This is a genomic window from Streptomyces sp. P5F9, assembly GCF_057961495.1.
This window is the reverse complement of the sequence record NZ_JBXVPZ010000025.1, coordinates 1-20,332: the sequence shown is the minus strand read 5'-3', so window position 1 is coordinate 20,332 and position 20,332 is coordinate 1. Positions and strand designations below refer to the sequence as shown.

The 20,332-nt window shown below is 70.1% G+C and carries 17 protein-coding genes; 4 read left to right on the top strand and 13 right to left on the bottom strand.

What is annotated here, in order from left to right:
- Positions 1 to 59 precede the first annotated feature (59 nt).
- The 5 genes from AC31A1_RS07330 to AC31A1_RS07310 all read right to left on the bottom strand — a co-directional run bounded on the left by AC31A1_RS07330 (position 60) and on the right by AC31A1_RS07310 (position 3,436).
- Positions 60 to 308 carry a fibronectin type III domain-containing protein gene (locus AC31A1_RS07330; protein ID WP_489652459.1) on the bottom strand — a complete coding sequence of 83 codons (249 nt, stop codon included), beginning with the start codon at positions 306 to 308 and terminating at the stop codon, positions 60 to 62.
- 202 nt (positions 309 to 510) lie between these two features.
- Positions 511 to 1,128, bottom strand: a complete 618-nt coding sequence (locus AC31A1_RS07325; protein WP_489652437.1) for a mycothiol-dependent nitroreductase Rv2466c family protein — start codon at positions 1,126 to 1,128, stop codon at positions 511 to 513.
- 55 nt (positions 1,129 to 1,183) lie between these two features.
- The gene (locus tag AC31A1_RS07320) at positions 1,184 to 1,786 is read right to left on the bottom strand and encodes a TIGR03086 family metal-binding protein (RefSeq protein ID WP_489652436.1); all 603 of its coding nucleotides are present in this window, start codon (positions 1,784 to 1,786) and stop codon (positions 1,184 to 1,186) included.
- A 25-nt stretch (positions 1,787 to 1,811) separates the two neighbouring features.
- A complete protein-coding gene (locus AC31A1_RS07315) occupies positions 1,812 to 2,834 on the bottom strand; it encodes a ketopantoate reductase family protein (RefSeq protein WP_489652435.1) in 1,023 nt (340 codons plus the stop codon).
- Positions 2,835 to 2,887: 53 nt separating this feature from the next.
- Positions 2,888 to 3,436, bottom strand: coding sequence for a DUF1697 domain-containing protein (locus AC31A1_RS07310; protein WP_489652434.1), 549 nt, complete (start codon positions 3,434 to 3,436; stop codon positions 2,888 to 2,890).
- Positions 3,437 to 3,835: 399 nt separating this feature from the next.
- Here AC31A1_RS07310 and AC31A1_RS07305 point away from each other — a divergent pair, with 399 nt between their 5' ends.
- Positions 3,836 to 6,085 (top strand): MMPL family transporter, encoded by a 2,250-nt coding sequence (locus AC31A1_RS07305; protein WP_489652433.1) that lies wholly within the window; start codon positions 3,836 to 3,838, stop codon positions 6,083 to 6,085.
- 74 nt (positions 6,086 to 6,159) lie between these two features.
- Here AC31A1_RS07305 and erm read toward each other — a convergent pair whose 3' ends face one another.
- The 4 genes from erm to AC31A1_RS07285 form a co-directional block, all read right to left on the bottom strand.
- Positions 6,160 to 6,945 (bottom strand): ErmE/ErmH/ErmO/ErmR family 23S rRNA (adenine(2058)-N(6))-methyltransferase, encoded by a 786-nt coding sequence (gene erm / locus AC31A1_RS07300; RefSeq protein ID WP_489652432.1) that lies wholly within the window; start codon positions 6,943 to 6,945, stop codon positions 6,160 to 6,162.
- Positions 6,946 to 7,276: 331 nt separating this feature from the next.
- Entirely contained in the window at positions 7,277 to 8,557 is a 1,281-nt protein-coding gene (locus AC31A1_RS07295) for an ABC transporter substrate-binding protein (protein WP_489652431.1), read from the bottom strand.
- The gene (locus AC31A1_RS07290) at positions 8,557 to 9,390 is read right to left on the bottom strand and encodes a carbohydrate ABC transporter permease (RefSeq protein WP_489652458.1); all 834 of its coding nucleotides are present in this window, start codon (positions 9,388 to 9,390) and stop codon (positions 8,557 to 8,559) included. Before AC31A1_RS07290 ends, AC31A1_RS07295 begins: the two co-directional genes overlap by 1 nt.
- A 44-nt stretch (positions 9,391 to 9,434) precedes the next feature.
- Positions 9,435 to 10,385: a carbohydrate ABC transporter permease gene (locus tag AC31A1_RS07285; RefSeq protein WP_489652430.1), complete on the bottom strand. Its 951-nt coding sequence runs from the start codon at positions 10,383 to 10,385 to the stop codon at positions 9,435 to 9,437.
- A 171-nt stretch (positions 10,386 to 10,556) separates the two neighbouring features.
- On the opposite strand from AC31A1_RS07285, the gene AC31A1_RS07280 reads away from it, so the two are divergent.
- Positions 10,557 to 11,420, top strand: coding sequence for a phosphotransferase enzyme family protein (locus AC31A1_RS07280; RefSeq protein WP_489652429.1), 864 nt, complete (start codon positions 10,557 to 10,559; stop codon positions 11,418 to 11,420).
- A 120-nt stretch (positions 11,421 to 11,540) separates the two neighbouring features.
- On the opposite strand, the gene AC31A1_RS07275 is transcribed toward AC31A1_RS07280, so the two are convergent.
- From AC31A1_RS07275 to AC31A1_RS07260, 4 genes are all read right to left on the bottom strand, one after another.
- A complete protein-coding gene (locus AC31A1_RS07275; protein WP_489652428.1) occupies positions 11,541 to 12,263 on the bottom strand; it encodes a 3'-5' exonuclease in 723 nt (240 codons plus the stop codon).
- 130 nt (positions 12,264 to 12,393) lie between these two features.
- Positions 12,394 to 13,635: a DUF5919 domain-containing protein gene (locus tag AC31A1_RS07270; protein ID WP_489652427.1), complete on the bottom strand. Its 1,242-nt coding sequence runs from the start codon at positions 13,633 to 13,635 to the stop codon at positions 12,394 to 12,396.
- 104 nt (positions 13,636 to 13,739) lie between these two features.
- On the bottom strand, positions 13,740 to 15,056 hold the full coding sequence (locus AC31A1_RS07265) for a copper amine oxidase (protein WP_489652426.1): 1,317 nt from the start codon (positions 15,054 to 15,056) through the stop codon (positions 13,740 to 13,742).
- Between the two features lie 73 nt (positions 15,057 to 15,129).
- A complete protein-coding gene (locus tag AC31A1_RS07260) occupies positions 15,130 to 15,936 on the bottom strand; it encodes a Tat pathway signal sequence domain protein (RefSeq protein ID WP_489652425.1) in 807 nt (268 codons plus the stop codon).
- 197 nt (positions 15,937 to 16,133) lie between these two features.
- Here AC31A1_RS07260 and glgX point away from each other — a divergent pair, with 197 nt between their 5' ends.
- Complete coding sequence (gene glgX / locus AC31A1_RS07255) at positions 16,134 to 18,251, top strand: glycogen debranching protein GlgX (RefSeq protein WP_489652424.1); 2,118 nt, start codon at positions 16,134 to 16,136, stop codon at positions 18,249 to 18,251.
- Between the two features lie 83 nt (positions 18,252 to 18,334).
- Positions 18,335 to 20,332: malto-oligosyltrehalose synthase (gene treY / locus AC31A1_RS07250; protein ID WP_489652423.1), on the top strand; the 1,998-nt coding region annotated here is incomplete at its 3' end.

Genomic DNA, 20,332 nt, shown 5'->3' with positions numbered 1-20,332 from the left:
GCCGCGTTTATGTCACTGCGCGACGAGAACAGGTCCCGGACCCCGTTTCCGGAGGGGTCTCACGTCCGAGTCGTCGCCGTGACCTCGGCCGCGGGCCCGGCGCCCGCCGCCGTGACCGTCGCGACGGTGACCGTGCAGGACGTGCCGGGCCGGAGCCCGCCGATCACCCGGAACATGCCCTTCGCGGAGGGCCGGCCGACCAGGACGTCCCGGCCGGTGACGGAGATCGGCTCCCACCCGTCGGAGACGCTGACCAGGTATCCGACGGCCTTCGCGTCCCCCGTCGCGGTCGGCGGCGTCCAGGCCAGGGTGGCGCGCTGCTGCCGTGGGCGTTGGCCGTGGTGACGGTCACGGTGAAGGGGCCACCGGTGAGTCCGCCGACGCGCACGAGGGCGGTCCTCTTGAACTCGCCGACGCTCACCGTCTGTTGACCCGCCTCGCCGCCCGACGCGTCGTACACCCGGGCCGTGTACCCCGTCACCGGTGAACCCCCGTCCACGAAGCTCGGGCTCAGTCGAGGGACAGACCCCCGGTACGCGTCCGCTTCAACTCGAAGAAGTCCGGGCACGTGGCCAACACCCGGAAGCTGTCGAAGAGTTCGGCCGCCTTCGTGCCGCGCGGAATCGCCCGCAGCACAGGCCCGAACCACACCGTGCCGTCGACATGCAGGGTCGGCGTCCCCACATAACCGCCCGACTCCGCCTCCACGCCCGCCTCATGGCTGCGGCGCACGGCGTCGTCGTACGACACGTCATGTGCGGCGTCGGCCAGTTCTGCGGGGAGTCCGAGCTCGGCGAGGGACTCGGCGATGACGGCGTCGAAGTCGTCGTAGCGCCGCTCGTGGATGCGGATGCCGAAGGCCGTGTACAGGTCCCGCAGTACCTTGTCGCCCCGCTGTTCGGCGGCGGCCACGGCGACCCGGACCGGGCCGATGGACTTGTCGACCAACTCCCGGTACCAGTCGGGGAGTTCGTTGCCGGTGTTGTGGAGGTAGAGGCTCATCGCGTGGAAGCGGAGGTCGAGCGGGCGCTCGCGCTCGACCTCCAGCAGCCAGCGGGAGGTGATCCACGCGAAGGGGCAGGCGGGGTCGAAGTAGAAGTCGACGCGGACCGGGTTGTCGTGACTCATGCAGGCAACGCTAAACGCCGATTAGGCCGAGCGCCCGGCCCAATACGGCACTCTTTCACTGGTCCACTTTGCCCATGGCCCGCTGCCGCGGGTTCCGTCCGCCGGCCGCGAGGGCGCGTTCGAAGACGGGGGCGTCGTCCGGTACGGGGACCGGGTCGGCGAAGCCGTCGTACTGGCGGTAGAGGTCGCCGTGCTTCTCGACCACGGCGAGGACGAGGCGGGCCGCGCCGTCCGAGACGGTGTACCGCTGGCCGGTGGCCGTGGCCACGTCCCAGCCGTGGACCGCCAGCTCCTTGATGATCATCGAGGCGATCTCGTCGGCCGGCATCTTCGCCATGCCGAGGTCGACCTCGCCCTCCCACACCGCCGGGTCGGCCCATGCGGCGACGGCCCGGTCCAGCTGGGCGGCGTACGCCTCCGCCCAGTCCGGGTCGGCGGTGAAGTCGCGCGCGGTCAGCTCCTCGGAGAGCTGCTTGCGCAGAGCACGGTGTTCCAGGCCGTGCGAGGTGTAGAGGACCCAGTGGTTGACCATCGCGCGGACGTCCCAGTCGGGGCAGTGCGTGGGGTCGTCGAGCTGTGTCGCACGGACACCGCGCGCGACACGGGCGGCCTCGGCGGCGCATTCGATCATGTACGGGTGCAGGTCGTGGTTGCTCATGCCCGCCACGCTAGGGAGGGCGCCGTCAGGACTCTTGAACAAACGCGACAGCGTCGTCGGCGAGGCGGACCAGTTCGTCGAACGGCAGCGAACCGGGCGCCCTGCGCTCACGCGCGAAGCCGTTCGCGAGCCGTTGCAGCAGGTCGTTGAGCGGTGTCGGTACACCGTGCAGCCGCCCCAGCAGCGCGATCTCGCCGTTGAGGTAGTCGGCCTCGATGGTGCCGGTGCCCCGGTTCAGCGACTGCCAGGAGGAGCCGCCGCCGCGCGGGGCGCCGTCGATCTCCACCAGCCGGATCTTGTCGCCGCGCGCCTCCTTCTCCTCCTCGGCGCTCGCGTACGCGATACCGGCCGCGCCGAGCACGGCCGCGCCCTCGGCCCGCACCCGCCGGTAGAACGCCAGGTGCTCCTCGGCGTCGAGCACCTCGACGACGGCCTCGATCGCGTTGCCGAGATTGCTGAGCAGCTTGGCGTACTGCCAGCGCGTCACGTCCGGCACGACCGGCGCCTCGAACCGCGACTTCTCCAGGTCGGCGGCGATCAGCCGGGCGGTCTCGTCCGTGCCGTGCGGGTAGCGGCCGAGGTGCAGGATGCCGGTGAGCGGGGTTCCCCCGGCGGCGACCACACCCGGCTCGACGAAGGTCGCGGGCAGCCAGACGCAGACGCCGTAGACCCGCTGGAAGCGGCGCAGCGCCAGCCGCCCGCTCTCCACCCCGTTCTGCGCGCAGACGACGGGGAGTCGTTCGGCGGCCGTACCGCCGCCTGCGACCGGTGCCGGGCCCCAGGCCGCGAGCGCGGCCTCGCTGTCCTGTGTCTTGACGGCGAGGACGAGGACGTCGTCGGTCCTCAACTCGCCCAGTTCGGCGGGCCCTTCGACGACCGGCAGCCGATACGACGACTCGCCGTCCGGCACCTTGAGCCGCAGCCCGTGCTCGGCCAGCGCCGCCCGCTGCGCGCCCCGCGCGACCAGCACGACCTCGCACCCCGCTCCGGCCAGCCGGCCACCGATGGCCCCGCCGACCGCCCCTGCTCCGATGATGATGTAGCGCATGGGACGAGCCTCGCACAGCGCGTGCGGGCCCGGTCGGCGGGTACGGCATCAGGTCAACCGGCGGTCATCTCAACGAGTTTGACCACGGTGTTCCAGTTGCGGGACGTCGCGATCAGCCCCTTGTTCAGCCGCGGCCGGGAGAGTTCCGCGGCGAGCTTGGAGCGGCCGAGGCCGTCGGGGGCGTAGAGGTACAGGGCGCGGTCGCCGAGGCGGAACTCCTCGGGGAGGTACGCGGGTTGGTCGATCTCTGCGAAGCGGTCCTCGGCGACCGGCGCCGAGTAGTACGTGACGTGGAGTTGCTTGCCCTCCAACTCGGCTGCCGGGAACGGGCAGTTGTCGGCGATCGCCTTGAGGTAGGCGTGGTCGCGGACGATGACGTCGACCGTGAAGCCGAACCGCTTCTCGATCGCCTGCGCGAGTTCCGTCGCGAGGGACTCCCCGTCGCCGTGGCCGCTCGTGAACACGGCCTGGCCGCTCTGCAGATAGGTGCGGACGTTGTCGTGTCCGAGGCCTTCGAGGAGCGTGCGCAGCTCGGCCATCGGGAGCTTCTTGTTGCCGCCCACGTTGATTCCGCGCAGGAGCGCCGCATAGGTCGTCGTCATCCGCACACCATAGAGCGGCCTTCGTGCCCCGTGGGGGTGGGCACGACGACCGCTCCCTGTGGTGCGCGGGTGTGCGGAAACTCTGGCGGATGAGGTGGCTCCGGATCAACACCTACAGGCACACCTGCCGACACCTGTGACTTGTTCAACAAGGTTTCGTAATAACAAAGCGGACCCCTGCCGACGCATCGGACACCCTGATCATCACCCCCGAGCCGCTCCGATAGATGTAAGGGGCCGCCGTCCTCCCCAGTGCTGAGGGCCCGCTGTCCGTGCGGAGGAGCCGGTCGTCCGATACCTCACCGGTCAGCACGAGGGGATCTTCTTATTCCGCGCATACCTTCGAACCATGAGGTGGCGGCAGGGGGCTGTCACCGTGCACAAGGGGGCAAGCCCGTCATGGGGAACGGAGATTCGCGGGTACGGGGGCTCGCCGCCCGAGCCGGCGGCTGGAGCGCCCGGCACCGGTGGGCCGCGGTCGGCATCTGGGTGCTGTTCGTGGTGCTGGCGATGGGGATCGGTTCGGCGGCGGGCCGCGTCGACGTCGACGAGAGCGACCAGCTGAAGGGCGAGACGCACACCGCCGCCACGATCATCGACGACGCCGGGATCAAGGAACCGGCCGGTGAGACCATCCTGATCCAGTCGAAGGACGCGTCGGTCACGTCCACCGACAGCGAGTTCCGCTCCACGGTCACCGCCGTCGTCAAGGCCGTCGAGGGGACCGGCCGGGTCACGGACGTGACCTCGCCGTACGACACGAAGACGATCTCGAAGGACGGCCGGAGCGCGCTCGTCCAGTTCGACATGCGCGGCGACGCGGACACCGCCGGCGACCGGGTGGAGCCGGTCCTGAAAGCCGTCGCCGGGGTGCAGAAGGACCACGGCTCGCTGCGGATCGAGGAGATCGGCGGCGCCAGCATGGCGAAGCAATACAAGGACGCCTTCGGCAACGACTTCAAGAAGGCCGAGTACTCCGCCGTACCCGTCGCCTTCGGCATCCTGCTGATCGCCTTCGGCGCGCTGGTGGCGGCGCTGCTGCCGGTGGCTCTGGCCATGACCGCGATCGTGGCGACGATGGGCCTGATGGGCCTCGTCAGCCACGTCCAGCCGATGAGCGACACCGCCAACTCCGTGATGCTGCTGGTGGGGTTGGCCGTCGGCGTCGACTACTGCCTGTTCTATCTGCGCCGCGAACGCGAGGAGCGCGAGGCCGGCCGCGACGCCGGGGCCGCGCTGCGGATCGCCGCCGCGACCAGTGGCCGCGCCGTCATCGTCTCCGGTGTCACGGTGTGCGTGGCGATGGCGGGCATGCTGTTCACCGGGCTCGCCGAGTTCGAGGCGATGGGCCTGGCCTCGCTGATGGTCGTCGCGGTCGCCATGGTCGGCTCGGTGACCGTACTGCCCGCGCTGCTCTCGCTGTTGGGCGAGCGGGTCGAGAAGGGCCGCATCCCGTTCCTGCGCCGGCGCGGCCGCCGGGGCAACGGCGAGAGCCGGTTCTGGACCGCCGTCCTCAAGGGCGTCCTCGCCAAGCCCCTCGTCTCCGTCCTCGTCGCGGCCGGCGCGCTGCTCGCGATCGCCGCTCCCGCGGTCGGCATGAAGACCGAGAACCTCACCCTGGACCAGGAGTTCGGCAACTCCCTGCCGATCGTGGGCACTTACAACCGCGTCAACGACGCCTTCCCGGGCGGCTCCGATCCGGCCGAGGTCATCGTCAAGGCGAAGGACATCAACGCACCTGATGTGAAGCAGGCGTTGGCCGACTTCAAGGCGCAGGCGGTCAGTTCGGGTGCCTCGCGCGGCCCGGTCGACATCAAGCTGCACGACGCGCAGAACGTCGCCTTCGTCTACGTCCCGCTCGTCGGCGGCTCCGACCAGGACAAGGCCTCGAAGAGCCTGGAGAAACTGCGCGACGACGTACGGCCCGCCACCCTCGGCAAGGTCGACGGCGTCCAGGCACCGATCACCGGACAGGTCGCCGGTTCGAAGGACTTCAACGACCAGTTGATCGGGTCGGTCGTGCCGGTCTTCGCGTTCGTCGTGGTCTTCGCCTTCCTGCTGATGCTGCTCTCGTTCCGCTCACTGACGGTCGCGATCACCTCGATCGTCCTCAACCTCCTTTCCGTGGGCGCCGCTTACGGCATCCTCGTCGCCGTCTTCCAACACGGCTGGGGCGCCTCGCTGGTGGGCGCGGAGGGTGTCGGCGCGATCGTCACCTGGCTGCCGCTGTTCCTCTTCGTCATCCTGTTCGGCCTGTCGATGGACTACCACGTGTTCGTCGTCTCCCGTATCCGCGAGGCGCGGCTGCGCGGCCGTTCGACACAGGACGCGATCCGGCACGGGGTGGTCACCACGGCCGGCGTCGTCACCAGCGCCGCCGTCATCATGGTCGCCGTCTTCGCGATCTTCGGCACCCTGTCCATGCAGTCCATGAAGCAGATGGGCGTCGGCCTCGCCGCCGCGGTCCTCATCGACGCGACGGTCATCCGGGGCGTCCTGCTCCCCGCGGTGATGGCCCTGCTCGGCGAGCGCAACTGGTACTTCCCGAAGTGGCTCCACCGCCTGCCCGACCTGACCCATGACGAGTCCCCGGAGGAGATCGCGCCCACGTCCGCGGTGACGGGCGAGGGCGAGCCCCTGCGGGTCTGAGTCCGCTGGTGTGACTCCCCCTGATCGAGGGCCTGTTGGTATCCCGGGGGAACCAACAGGCCCTCACCCGTGTCCTACGGCATCTTCAGCGCCGCGTGCAGCCGCAGCCAGTGGTCCGGGGACACCTCGCCCACCAGGACGCGTGGATCCAGGCGTGCCGTACGGAACGCGGCGTCCACGCGTCGCCTCGGGTGGGCCCGGCGCAGGGAAGCGTGCAGGGAGCCGCCGACGCCCGAGAAACCCAGCTCGACCAGGTGTCGCCAAGCGGGCAGTTCAGCCGGTTCGAGCAGCGGGGTCCGGCGCCGCTCGATCCGTACGATCCCGGCGTCGACGCGCGGCACGGGACTGAACCGGCGCCGGTCGACCCGCCCGACCAGTCGCCACTCGTACCGGGGCCAGCTGCGGACCGTCAGCAGGGTCCAACTGCCGTAGTCCCCGGTGCGTTTGCGGGCGTATTCGAGTTGGGTGAGCAGGGTGGCGTCGGTGAGGGCGGGGGCGCGCAGGCACCAGTCGACGATGTCGGCGGTGCGGGAGAACGGCACGTTGCCGGCGACGGCGAACGGGGTGCGTGGGGGCCGGGTGTCCATGAAGTCCCCGGCGACCACGTGTACTTGGGGTGTGGTCGAGAAGCGGGTGCGGAGTTTCGGTACGAGGCGGGGGTCGATCTCGTGGGCGTGGAGTTCGTGGCAGCGGGGTGCGAGTTTCGCGGTCAACGCGCCTTTTCCTGCGCCCACTTCGAGGAGAAGCGGTACCTGTTGTCCCTGCGGGACGGCTAGGCGGGCTACGTATTCGGCGGTGGCGCGGTCGGCCAGGAAGTTCTGCGAGAGCGCGCGGGAAACGTGGGTGGGGCGGCGGGCCATGGCCTGCGGTCCTTGTCTTCCGTGAAGGGCATACGGGCAGACGAAGGCCCTGACCGGAAGAAAGGGGAGAAGAGTCAGCGGGCGTGCATGCCCGGGCCGGTCAGGGCACCGGGGCTGCGGCGGATGCGGATCGCATACGTGCAGCTCCGGCCGAGACCGGAGTTCGTGATCGCGTTCGCGGCTGACATGTGGGGGACGCTAGGGGGTTCGGGTGGGGCGGGGCAACGGGATTTTTGTGGTGGCGCCATCCGGGGAGCGTGGTGCGGTTGTTCGGCGGGTGAAGGCCCGTGGGGGCTGGTCGCGCAGTTCCCCGCGCCCCTAAAAACCCTCGTCAGCGTTGGTATCTCGCCAGGACCAAGTTGCCGTCCCTCTCCAGGCGTTGGCGCAGCTCGGCGAGTGTGATTGCTCCGCTGTAGTACTCCTGGAATGCCGGGGTTGCCACCTTGTCCTTCCACTCGGGGTAGCCGCGTACCGACTGTGCGGGGGCCGAGACCAGGTCGGTGGCCAGTGCGGTGCCGGTGGACCAGTCGTCCTTGGGGGTGTGCAGGGCCGGGGACTTGAGGGCCTGGGTTCCGGTGGGGAGCATCCAGTCGCCGAGGGCCAGGCGGACCATGTTCTTGGGCTGGAGGAGGAAGTCGATGAACTCGGCGGCCTGCTTCTTGTGCGGGCTGTCCTCGGCGATGGACAGGGTCTGTGGGCTGACGCCCTGGGTGAGGCCGTCGGCGCCTGCCGGGGCGGGCAGGACCTGCCAGTCGAAGCCCTTGGGTGCCTGCTGCACGATCTGCTGGCGGTAGGAGAAGCCGAGCGGGATCATCGCGTACTTGCCGCCGAAGAAGCCGGGGAGCGTGTCCGAGCCGCCGCTGCCGAGGGTGGTGGGTGAGGCGCTGTGTTCCACGTTCGCCTGATCGTGGATCGTGCGGGGGACTACCTGATCGGCCTTGTCGAAGCGGACGGTCACCTTGCCGTCCTCACCCCGGTGAAAGAGTTCGCCGCCCGCGGACAGCGACAGGTTGAGCGTGGCGGACACCGGCTCCTTGAGCGGCCAGGCCACGCCGTACTTGCCGTCGCCGCTCAGCCGCCCGGTGATGTCCCTGAACTCGGCCCAGCTCCAGGGGTGTTCGGGAGTCGGGATGCGTACGCGCGCCTTCTTCAGCCAGGTGGCGTTGGCGATGAGTACCCGCGGCTCCTGGAGGAAGGGCACGCCGTAGATCCCGTCCCCGAAGGTCGTCGTGTCCCAACTGCGTTGCGGGATATCGGACTTGAGGCGGGCGGGCAGCAGGTCGCGGAGGTCGGCGAGGTAGCCGCCGTAGGCGAAGTCCGCGAGGTCGTCGGAGGCGTCGTGGATGATGTCCGGCGCCTCACCACCCTCGAAGGAGGTGAGCAGTTGGTCGTGGACGCTGTCCCAACTGCCCTGGACGTACTCGACCTTGACGTCCGGATGGGCGGCGTTCCACTCCTCCACCAGTTCCTTGTTGGCGGTGACGGACTCGTCCTGCCAGGCCAGGGACTGGAAGCGGAGGGTGATCCGGCCGTTCGCGGAGTTGCTTCCGCCGCCTGTGCAACCGGTGAGGAGCAGGGTCAGGGCGAGGGCGAGGATCCATCGGGGTCGCATCAGCTCTTCACCGCCCCGGTCACCATGCCGCCGGTGAGCCGCCGTTGGATCAGCGAGAAGACGATCAGCGAGGGCAGGGTCGCGAGGAACGCGGCGGCGGCCAGCGGGCCGAGGTCCGCTACGCCCTCCGCGCCGATGAAGTGGGTGAGGACGACCGGCAGGGTCTGTTTCTCCGGGGTCTTGAGGAGGACCAGCGCGAAGAAGAACTCGTTCCACGCGGTGACGAACGCGAACAGCGCCGTCGCCACGATCCCGGGCGCGAGCAGCGGTGCCGTCACCGACACGAGTGTGCGGAGCCTCCCGGCGCCGTCGACCGCCGCCGCTTCCTCCAACTCCGGTGGTACCGCCCGGACATAGCCAACCAGCATCCACAGAGCGAACGGCAGCGACCATACGACGTAGACGAGCACCAGCCCGGCCAGGGAGTCGATCAGCCGCAGGTTCTTCAGCACCAGGAACAGCGGGATGATCACCAGCACGAACGGGAACGCCTGGCTGACCACCACCCACCCGGTCGCGGCCCGCGCGAGCGGTGTCCGGCGCCGGGCCACGACCCAGGCCATCGGTGTCGCGATCACCACGGCGATCAGCGCGGCCCCGAGCGCGGCGAGCAGGGAGTTCAACGCGGCGTGCAGCAGCGGCTGTTCGTCGAAGGCCTGGCGGAAGTTGGCGAGGGTGGGGTGCCTCGGGATCCAGGTGGGGTGCAGACTGCCCAGCTCCTGCGGGGACTTGAATGCGGTGGAGATCAGCCAGAGGAGGGGGAAGGCGAGGAAGACGAGGTACGCGAGCAGGGCGGTGTACTGTCCGGCGCGGGCTCCGGTGCTCGTCCTCATCCCTGACGTGGCGTTGGTCCGCGTACCGGACTTGGCGCTGGTCCTCATGCGTCGTCTCCTCCCCTCAACCTGCCTACGAGGAAGACGGCGAGGAGTACCGAGATCACCGCGACCATCACACATCCCATCGCCGCCGCGTAGCCGAACTGCCCGTAGCGGAAGGCCTCTTCGTAGGCGAAGAGCATGGGCAGCCGGGTGCGGCCGCCGGGTCCGCCGTTGGTCAGGACGTAGACCAGGGCGAACGAGTTGAAGTTCCAGATGAGGTTGAGGGCCGTGATCGCCAGCGCCACCGGTCTGAGGGCGGGCCAGGTGACCGTGCGGAAGCGGCGCCAGGCTCCGGCGCCGTCGACCGCCGCCGCCTCGTGGAGTTCGCGCGGGGTGTTCTGCAGTCCGGCGAGCAGGGCGACCGTCGTCTGGGGCATGCCGGCCCAGACGCCGACGACGATCACGGCGGGCAGCGCGGTCGTCAGGCTGCTGAGCCAGTCCCGGCCGTCCCCGAGGCCGAGGTCGCGCAGGGTCTCGTTGAGGATGCCCGCGTCCGGGTTGTAGACGATCCGCCACATGATGCCGACGACGACCTCGGGCATCGCCCACGGGACGATCGCGAGCGCCCGGGCGAGCCAGCGCATCCGCAGGTCCTGGTTGAGGAGGAGGGCGAGGCCGAGGGCGAGCAGGAACTGCGGGACGGTCACACCGACCGCCCACACCAGCCCGATCCGGAACGACTCCCAGAACAGCGTGTCGTGCAGCAGGTCCCGGAAGTTGAGCCCGCCGATCCACTGGGTGGGAGCGGTCCGGCCCGACTGGGAGTCGGTGAAGGCCAGCAGGATTCCGTAGAGGAGGGGTCCGACGCTGAGCACGAGGATCGGGATCAGGGCGGGTAACACCAGGAACCAGGCCGCGTGGTCGGAGGCGCGCCGCTGACGGCCCCTGCCCGGCGCGCGGCTCGGCGGCCTCCGCACCTCCGTGACCGATACCCCCGTCACCGATGTCATGGAATCAGCCCCTTTGCGCGGCCTGGTCGGGCCCCGTCATGGTCGTGAACGCGTCGTGCCTCGTCAAGGCACCTCGCACGCCGTCCCACCTGTGCGAATGCGACACTGGCCGTCGGATGGCGGGAACCCGACGCCGTACGCACACGCACAGGGATCACTCGGAGGCGCACGATGGACGAGGCACGGGCCCGGGACGTACTGGACGCGGCGGACGTACTGCCCGGCCCGGCGCGGGACGCGCGGCTCCTCGCCCTCGGCGAGAACGCGGTGTTCGCCGCCGGTGACCTGGTCGTCAAGGTGGGCCGTGACGCCGAACTCCTCGACCGCGCCCGGCGCGAGCTGGATGTCGCGCTGTGGCTGGCCGAGTCGGGCGTCCCCGCGGTGCGGGCCGCCGAGCCGAAAGCCCGCCTGGTCGAGGGGCACCCGGTGACGGTGTGGCACCGGCTGGCCGATTCCGTACGACCCGCCGAGCCCCGGGATTTGGCCGAACTCCTACGGGTGGTCCACGCCCTCCCTTCTCCCCCCTTCGAGCTCCCGCCCCGGGAGCTGCTGGGCGGTGTGGAACGCTGGCTGCGTCTGGCGGGCGACGCGATCGACCCGGCGGACGCGGTGTATCTGCGGGAGCGGCGGGACGGTTTCGCGGCGGCCGCCGCCGCGCTCACGCCGCACCTGCCGCCGGGGCCGATTCACGGTGACGCGTTGCCCCGCAATGTGCATGTCGGGCCGGACGGGCCGGTGCTGGTCGATCTGGAGACCTTCTCCGCCGACCTGCGCGAGCACGACCTGGTGGTGATGGCTCTCTCCCGCGACCGGTATGCCTTTCCGGCCCGGGCCTACGACTCGTTCATCGAGGCGTACGGGTGGGATGTGCGGGAGTGGGACGGCTGCGGGGTGCTCCGCGGGGCTCGGGAGACGGCCAGCTGTGCCTGGGTTGCTCAGCATGCGCCGAGCAACCCTGAGGCGCTGGTTGAGTTTCGGCGGCGGGTGGCGTCTTTGCGGGACGGGGACGAGACTGTGCGGTGGTTTCCGTTCTGAGCGCCTATTGAACGGGGCCGATAGGTGTTCGGGCGGCTGACGGTCGTCTGTGGCTGGTCGCGCAGTTCCCCGCGCCCCTTTGGGGCGCCTCCCTTTGGGGCGCCACAGGAGTGCGACGGGTCAGACTGTCTCGTCCTCCAGCTCGCGGAGTGGCCACGTGCCGTCTACCACCGCGTCCTGGTCGCCCTTGCGGCGTAGGAAGCTCTGGAAGTCGGCGGCCCATTCCGCGTACCACTCGATCTGGCTGCGGTGGAGTTCGGCCGGGCCCAGGGCGGCGACCTTGGGGTGGCGGTCGGCTATCGCGCCGGCCAGGCGGGCGGCGGCGAGGGCGTCGGCCGAGGCGTCGTGCGCGGAGTCGAGGACCACGCCGTACTCCTGGCAGACCGCTTCGAGGTTGCGCTTGCCGCGGCGGTAGCGGTCGACGGAGCGGTCGATCGTGTACGGGTCGATGACCGGGGCGGGGTCGGTGCCGCCCAACCGGTCGCGCAGGGACGGCAGTCCGTGCCGGCGCAGCTCGGCGGAGAGCAGGGTCAGGTCGAAGGCCGCGTTGTAGGCGACGACGGGGACGCCCGTCTTCCAGTACGTCACGAGGACGTCCGCGATCGACTCGGCGACCTGGTCGGCGGGGCGGCCCTCGGCGGTGGCCCGCTCGTTCGTGATGCCGTGCACGGCGACGGCGTCCGCCGGGATCTCCACGCCCGGATCGGCCAGCCACTCCCGGCGGCCTATCGGCCGTCCGCCCCTGACCTCGATGACCGCGCCCGTGACGATGCGCGCCTCGCGCGGCTCGGTCCCCGTCGTCTCCAGGTCGAAGCCGATGAGCAGCTCCTGGTGCCAGGCCATCACGGCCCCCCTTCTCGGTGGTGCTTTCCCCCAGTGGTCTCCACGATCGCATGAGCCACTGACAATCCGATGACCGCGTTCCGCTTACCGCCGGAGCGGACCCCGGTCGCGGCCCCGGCCCTGGGACAGGTCAGGACACCGGTCGCGAATCCGCCCACATCTGCTCGAACTCATCGCGGTAGGTGGGGAAAAGTGCGCTGTCATCCATTTCGTCCGACTTGACCAGTCGACTGCCGTTCCGCAGCACCAGCACCGGCGCCTCCATGCCGCGGGTGCGGCGCAGATAGGACTGCACGACGGCTATGCCGTCCGAGCCGTCGCCGTCGACGAGGTACGCCGTGAAGCGGGGTGTCTCGTCGAAGACCTGGATCTCGAAGGCGGCCGGGTCGCGCAGCCGGGACCGCACCCGCCGCATGTGCAGGATGTTCATCTCGACCGCGCGGCTCAACTCGCCCCGCTTGATGCCGAGTTCACGCTCGCGCCGCTTCACCGCGCTGGAGGCGGGGTTGAGGAACAGCAGGCGTACCCGGCAGCCCGACTCGGCGAGGCGGACCAGGCGTCGGCCGGAGAAGTTCTGCACGAGCAGATTGAGGCCGATGCCGATGGCGTCGACCCGGCGGGCCCCGCCGAAGATGTCCTCGGCCGGGAACTGCCGCATCAGCCGCACCCGGTCGGGGTGTACGGCGACCACGTCCGCGAACCGGTCGCCGATGAGTTCCTCGACCGCGTCGACGGGCAGCCGGCGCGCCGAGGGCACGTCGCTGCCGGCGCCGAGGGTCTCCAGGAGTTTCGCGGAGGCCCGCTCGGCCTGGTTGAGGACGGCCTCGGACAGGGCGCGGTTGCGGGAGACGACGTTGCGGGTCACTTCCAGTTCGTCCAGGGCGAGTTCGACGTCCCGGCGCTCGTCGAAGTACGGCTCGAAGCACGGCCAGTGCTGCACCATCAGCTCGCGCAATTGCGGCAGCGTCAGGAAACTGAGCACGTTGTCGTCGGCCGGGTCGAGCAAGTAGCCCTTGCGGCGGCTGACTTCGCGGACGGCGACCGCGCGCTGCACCCACTCCTGGCCTGCCGGACCGGCCGCGGCGACCACCCACTCGTCGCCGTGGACGGGTTCGTAGATGGGCCGCAGCACGGCGGCCACGACGGCGCGCAGCCGCTGCTCGACCAGGTTCAGCCAGATGTAGGCGCGGCCGGCTCGCTGGGCGCGCGTACGCACCTCGCGCCAGGCGTCGGCGTCCCAGTCCAGCTCCGGACCGATGGAACCAGCCGCGTCCATCGGACGTGCCAGGGACACCGCGCCGGGCGGGACTTCTGCGGAGTTCCCCTCGTGACCCTCGTCACCAGGGGGCAACTCCAGCCCTCCCGAGCCCACCCGTGCACCGCCTTCCGCTCCCCCGAGCTCTCCCCAGTCTCAACGATCAAGGAAGGGTACTCCGGGACCGGTCGGCGGTGCAGCCGGATGGACAGGGTCGTTTCTCAACTTCCGCCGTTCACATTGCCGTTCTGGTCGGCGAGCGCGGCCGGAGTGAGCGGATTCATAGCGGTGACGTCGCGCGGGGCGATGGAGAACCCCTGCCAGTGGACCGGCATCGGCTGCTGGTCCTCGTCACGGGCGATGTGGTGGAAACCGACGTTCACCCAGACCACGGGGTGGGTGAGGGTCTGTCCGTTGACCCACTTGTCGACCTGCTTCGGGTGCCCCGCACCGCAGTTGGGCAGGTTGTCGCTGGCGAACTGCTCGCACTTGTTGTACTCGGTGAAGTACACGTCGTGCTGGGTGAAGCTGCGGCCCGGGTACTTGGTGCTGGGGCCGGGGACTATCTCGTAGGACCGGGCGTGCTTGTCCGTGTTCTTGCCGGTCGCGCTGACGACGCGCCACCAGCGCATGTTCTTGGCGTCGCCCGCGAGTTCCTTGGTGACCTTGGTCAACGTGGTCTTGTTGGTGGGCGTGTTGGCGCCGTGCGTGGTGACCTTGGAGTCGTACTGCTCGACGCGTCCCTTGGAGGAGCCGTCGAGCGCGAAGTCCAACTTCCAGAAGACGTCGTGCTGGTGGCTCGTCGCGTACGCCGTGGCGCCCTTGCCGAGTGGCCAGCCGCGGCCGTCGCCCGCGTCGTAGTCGTAGGGCGAAAGGCTGCCGGTGGCACCGACGTTCATGTTGATGGTGCCGTCGTCCTGGAAGCGCCACTCGGTGATGTACTCGTACCAGCCGACCTGGTTGACCGTGTAGACGAGGAAGTCCTTGCCCTGGGTCTGGAAGACCTTGTTGGCGCTGTCGCCCTGCATGCGGAAGGCGTGACCGCGCGAACGGGTCGTCGTACAGAGGCCCTTGACGTTCGGATGGGCCGGGTCCTGAGCGTCGGGGACCTTGACGGTCTTGATGGTGCCGCCGGGGCATTCGCCGGGCTGCATGTTCATCAGGCCGGTGCCGAAGCCGTACTGGGTGAGGTCGCTGTACTCGTTCTTGCCGTCGTCGTACGGGACATGGATCTGGGCGAGTTTGGCGTCGGCGAGCACCTTGATGGGGGTGGCCTGGCCGGGCGGCTGGTAGGAGATGTTCTCCAGGACGAGGCCGGCCTCGCGCTCGTAGTGCCAGCACATCCGCCAGGTGGTGCCGGTGGAGAGCTTCTGCTCAATGGTGTAGGCGGCGCTGCACCCGGGTGCGGCGGCGGCCGGGGCGGCCTTCGGCTGGGCGACGGCCGGTCCCGCGCCGGCCGTGGCACCGGCGGCCAGGGTGGCGAGGGCGAGCCCGACGGCCCCCCGCCTGCGGGCACGGCTGATTCTGTTGACACGCATGAAGAAGTGACTCCCTTACAGGAGAAGCAAGTTGGGACAGTGGACGAGGAACCGCGCGGTGGGCGCGGTCGGTTCAGCCGGTGAGCTTGCCGACCTTGCGGGCGCTCAGGTCGATGACGAAGTCACGGGCGTCGATCCACGGCCCGTTCTTGACCTTCGGGAACAGCCGTACGCAGCGGTGCTCGCCGCACTGGTCGAGGTCGGCGGACTGCCGTCCCGGGGTGGCCTTGTAGACCATGGCCGTCAGCAACAGCTGGTCGGGCGAGGTGAGTTCGTTGCCGGTGGCGTCCTTGTAGTCGGCCTTCAGGCCCGCGCCCAGCGGGCTGGCGAGCAGCAGCTCGGCCGCCTCGACGTCCTCGGCGTGGCTCGCCGGCGGCTGCACCCCGTGCTGGGTGCCGGTCTGTTCGACCTTGCCGCTGTCGAGGTTGACGGTCTTGGTGACGACGGTGTCGTCCTTGTAGTCGTAGAACGTCACGTCCGCGCGGCGCGGCGCGTCCGGGTTGTCCAGCTCGCTGGTCTCGGGGTCGGCGAGTTCCACGTCGAGGCGCTGCGGTCCGCGCTTCCCGTCCACGTTCTCACTGGAGTTGAGGAACTGCTGGTTCACCGCGATCTGCTCGACGCGCTTGGTCTCGTCGTCGGTGAGCGGGTCTCGGCCCTTGCCCTTCTCGCCCTCGGCGGGGGCCTGTTGCACCACTCCGGGTGCCGCGCCCTGTCCGTCCGCCGCCTGCTGGGCGGACCCGGCCGCCTTTCCGGTGCCGCCCGACTCGTCGGCCCCCGCCGTGCCCGGCAGGGTGACGGCGACCATCACGGCGGTCCCGGCCACCGCTATGGCCGTCCCCGCCACCACTTTGCCCAGGTGGCGGTGCACTGTCCTTCGCACATTTCCCCCTACTCCCCCTGGGTCCTCCCCGGACCATCGGGAGCGGTGTCTGTCCCACTCGGTTCGGGATACGGCATACGTCGTATCCACTGGTCATTTGGTAAGAGGGACGTAAGTCATAGGTGGTTCCCTCACTTTCGGGGAGACTCATGGCCAAGGAGCCCCGGTGGCGGGGCCCGGCTGAAAGAGTCGTGACCATGCAGGTCTGGCCTGGAGAGGCGTATCCACTCGGTGCCACGTACGACGGCGCCGGCACCAACTTCGCGGTCTTCACCGAGGCCGCGGACCGAGTAGAGCTGTGTCTGCTGCACGACGACGGCTCGGAGACGGCGGTGGAACTGCGCGAGAGCGACGCTTTCGTGCGGCACGCGTACGTGCCCGGCATCATGCCCGGCCAGCGCTACGGCTTCCGCGCGCACGGCCCGTACGCCCCCGAGCGCGGCCAGCGGTGCAACTCCGCGAAGCTGCTGCTCGATCCGTACGCGAAGGCGGTCAGCGGATCGATCGCCTGGGGCGAGGAGGTGTACGGCTACCACTTCGACGCGCCCGACAAGCGCAACGACCTGGACTCGGCGCCGCACACCATGACGTCGGTCGTGGTCAACCCGTACTTCGACTGGGGCGACGACCGGCTGCCCCGGCACGGATACCACGAGACGGTGCTCTACGAGGCCCATGTGAAGGGCCTGACGATGCAACACCCGGGGCTGCCCGAGGAGTTGCGCGGCACGTACGCGGCGCTCGCCCATCCGGCGGTCATCGAGCACCTGGTGCAGCTGGGGGTGACCGCCCTGGAGCTGATGCCCGTGCACCAGTTCGTGAACGACCACCGGCTGGTCGACATGGGGCTGAACAACTACTGGGGCTACAACACGATCGGTTTCTTCGCCCCGCACAACGCGTACGCCTCCTGGGGCGACCGCGGCCAGCAGGTCCTGGAGTTCAAGTCGGCGGTGCGGGCGCTGCACGAGGCCGGTATCGAGGTCATCCTGGACGTCGTCTACAACCACACCGCCGAGGGCAACCACCTGGGGCCGACGCTGTCCTTCAGGGGCCTCGACAACCCCTCCTACTACCGGCTGGCGGAGGACCCCCGCTACTACACGGACACCACGGGGACGGGCAATTCGCTGCTCATGCGGTCCCCGCACGTGCTCCAGCTGATCATGGACTCGTTGCGCTACTGGGTCACCGAGATGCACGTCGACGGCTTCCGCTTCGACCTCGCGGCCACCCTGGCACGGCAGTTCCACGAGGTGGACCGGCTGTCGTCGTTCTTCGACCTGGTGCAGCAGGACCCGGTGGTCTCCCAGGTGAAGCTGATCGCCGAGCCCTGGGACGTCGGCGAGGGCGGCTACCAGGTGGGCAACTTCCCACCCCTGTGGACGGAGTGGAACGGCAAGTACCGCGACACCGTGCGGGACCTGTGGCGGGGCGAGGGGCGCGCGCTCGCGGAGTTCGCGTCCCGGCTGACCGGCTCGTCCGACCTCTACCAGGACGACGGCCGTCGTCCCCTGGCGTCCATCAACTTCGTGACCTGCCACGACGGGTTCACCCTGAACGACCTGGTGTCGTACAACGACAAGTACAACCAGGCCAACGGCGAGGACAACCGGGACGGCGAGAGCCACAACCGGTCCTGGAACTGCGGGGCCGAAGGTGACACCGATGACCCGGCCGTCCTGGAACTGCGCGAGCGGCAGAAGCGCAACTTCATCGCCACGCTGATGCTGTCCCAGGGTGTGCCGATGGTCAGCCACGGGGATGAGTTCGCGCGCACCCAGAAGGGCAACAACAACGCGTACTGCCAGGACAGCGAGCTGGCCTGGGTGAAGTGGCCGGAGGGCGACGGCGATTCGGCGGAGCTGCTGGCCTTCACGCGCGCGTTGGTGTGGCTGCGCAAGGAGCATCCCGTGTTCCGGCGCCGGCGGTTCTTCCACGGGCGGCCCGTGGAGGGCACCCACGACGAGCTGTCGGACATCGCCTGGTTCACCCCGGAGGGCAAGGAGATGGCGCAGCGGGACTGGGACTCGGCGCAGGCGTCCGCGCTGTCGGTGTTCCTGAACGGCAACGCCATCTCGGAGCCCGGCCCGCGCGGGGAGCGCATCGCCGACGACTCCTTCCTGATGATGTTCAACGCCTCCCCGGAGACGCTGGAATTCGTCGTGCCGGTCAATCACGGCCGCCAGTGGGAGGTGATCGTGGACACGGGCCGCCCGGAGGGCGTGCCGGCGGGCACGGGCGCGAAGGTGAAGGCCGGTGACCGGCTGACCCTGGTGGACCGCAGCATGACGGTGCTGCGACGGCCCACCTAGGCGGACGCTCCGGTCCGCCGATCAGCGGACCGGATGCGGGAGCCGATGACACGAAAGACGGCCGGGCGGGTACGTAGGTCTGCATGACACCTGAGCGACCCGACCCGGCAGTGCCCACGGCCACCTACCGGCTGCAGCTGCAGCCCGAGTTCCCGTTCGCGGCGGCGGCGTCGGCCGTGCCGTACCTGGCGTCGCTCGGCGTCTCGCACCTGCACCTGTCCCCCGTCCTGGAGTCCGTCCCGGGCTCGACGCACGGCTACGACGTCGTCGACCACGCGCGCGTACGGGACGAACTCGGCGGCGAGGACGGCCTGCGGGCCCTCGCGCGCACCGCGCGGGAGCACGGTCTCGGGCTCGTGGTGGACATCGTCCCCAACCACATGGCGATGGCCCCGCGCCACAACCACGCCCTGTGGGAGGTCCTCCGGGAGGGCCCCAAATCGCCGTACGCACGCTGGTTCGACATCGACTGGGAGGCGCAGGGCGGGCAGGTGCTGCTGCCGGTGCTGGGCGGTCCGGTCGGCGCGGAGCTGGAGCACCTGGAGGTCGACGGGGACGTCCTGCGCTACTACGACCACGTCTTCCCGCTGCGGGAGGGCACCGCGGAACTGCCGCTGCCGCGGCTCCTGGACGCGCAGTGGTACCGCCCCGTGTGGTGGCGGCTGGCCCGCACCGAGCTCAACTACCGGCGCTTCTTCAGCATCTCGGAGCTGATCGGGGTGCGCGTCGAGGACCCGGAGGTCTTCGACGCCACCCACGCGAAGATGCTGCAGCTGCTGCGCGAGGGTGTCGTCGACGGGCTGCGCGTCGACCACCCCGACGGCCTCGCCGACCCCGACGACTACCTCCGGCGGCTGCACGAGGCGACCGGGGGCCGCTGGACGGTCGTCGAGAAGATCCTCGCGGACGGGGAGCACCTGCCGGCGTCCTGGCCCGTCGCGGGCACCACCGGCTACGACGCCCTGAGGCAGGTCGACGGGCTGTTCACGGACCCGGCGGGCGCCGGTGAACTCCTGGGCCAGTACCGGAGGTTCGCGGCCCCGCAGACCGACCGGGGCGGGCAGTGGGAGGCGACGGTACGGCGGGCGGCGTACAAGGTGCTCACGCACGAGCTGGTCGCCGAGATGGACCGGCTGACCCGGGTCGCGGCCCACCTGTGCGCCACCTCCCCGGACCCGGCGCTGCGCGACCGGGCCCCCTGGGCGCTGCGGACCGCGCTGCTGGAGCTGCTGGTCCGCCTGGAGGTGTACCGGCCGTACATCTCGGGCGACACCGCCGCCGTCGTCACCGAGGAGGCGGCGGCCGAGGCCCGGCAGGCGTTCGTCGTCCCGGAGGAGGCGGGCGCCGTCGACGTCGTACGGGAGCTGCTGCTGGGGCGGTACGGGGACGGGCCCGAGCAGGTCGAGTTCCGGACGCGGTTCGCGCAGACCGCGTCCGCGCTGCGGGCCAAGTCCGTGGAGGACACGGCCTTCTACCGCTATGTGCCGCTGCTGTCGGCGACCGAGGTGGGCGGGAACCCGGGCAGCCCCGCGGTGTCCCCGGAGGACTTCCACGCGTACTGCGCGCGCGTGCAGCGCGACTGGCCCGCCATGGGCACCGTCCTGTCGACCCACGACACCAAGCGCAGCGCCGACGTACGGGCCGCGCTGGCCGTGCTCACCGAGGTGCCGGAGCGCTGGGCGGACGTGCTGTCCGAGGTGACCCGTACCGGGGAGGGCGTGCCGGACGCGCAACTGGCGTGGGCGGCCTGGCAGACGGTGTTCGGGCTCGGCCCCGCGGACGCGGAGCGCGTCCAGGAGGCCCTGCTGAAGCATGTGCGCGAGGCGGGCCTGTACACGAGCTGGACGGAGCAGGAGCCGCCGTACGAGGAGACGGTGGCGGCGTTCGTCGCGGCGGGCCCGTGCGGGGCGCCGGGCGAGCACGTGGCCGCGTTGCGCACGGCACTGGAGCCGCACATCCGGGCCAACATGCTGGGCGCCGCCCTGGTCCAGCTGACGATGCCCGGCGTACCGGACCTCTATCAGGGCACGGAGGCCGAGTACCGGGCCCTGGTCGACCCCGACAACCGGCGTCCCGTACCG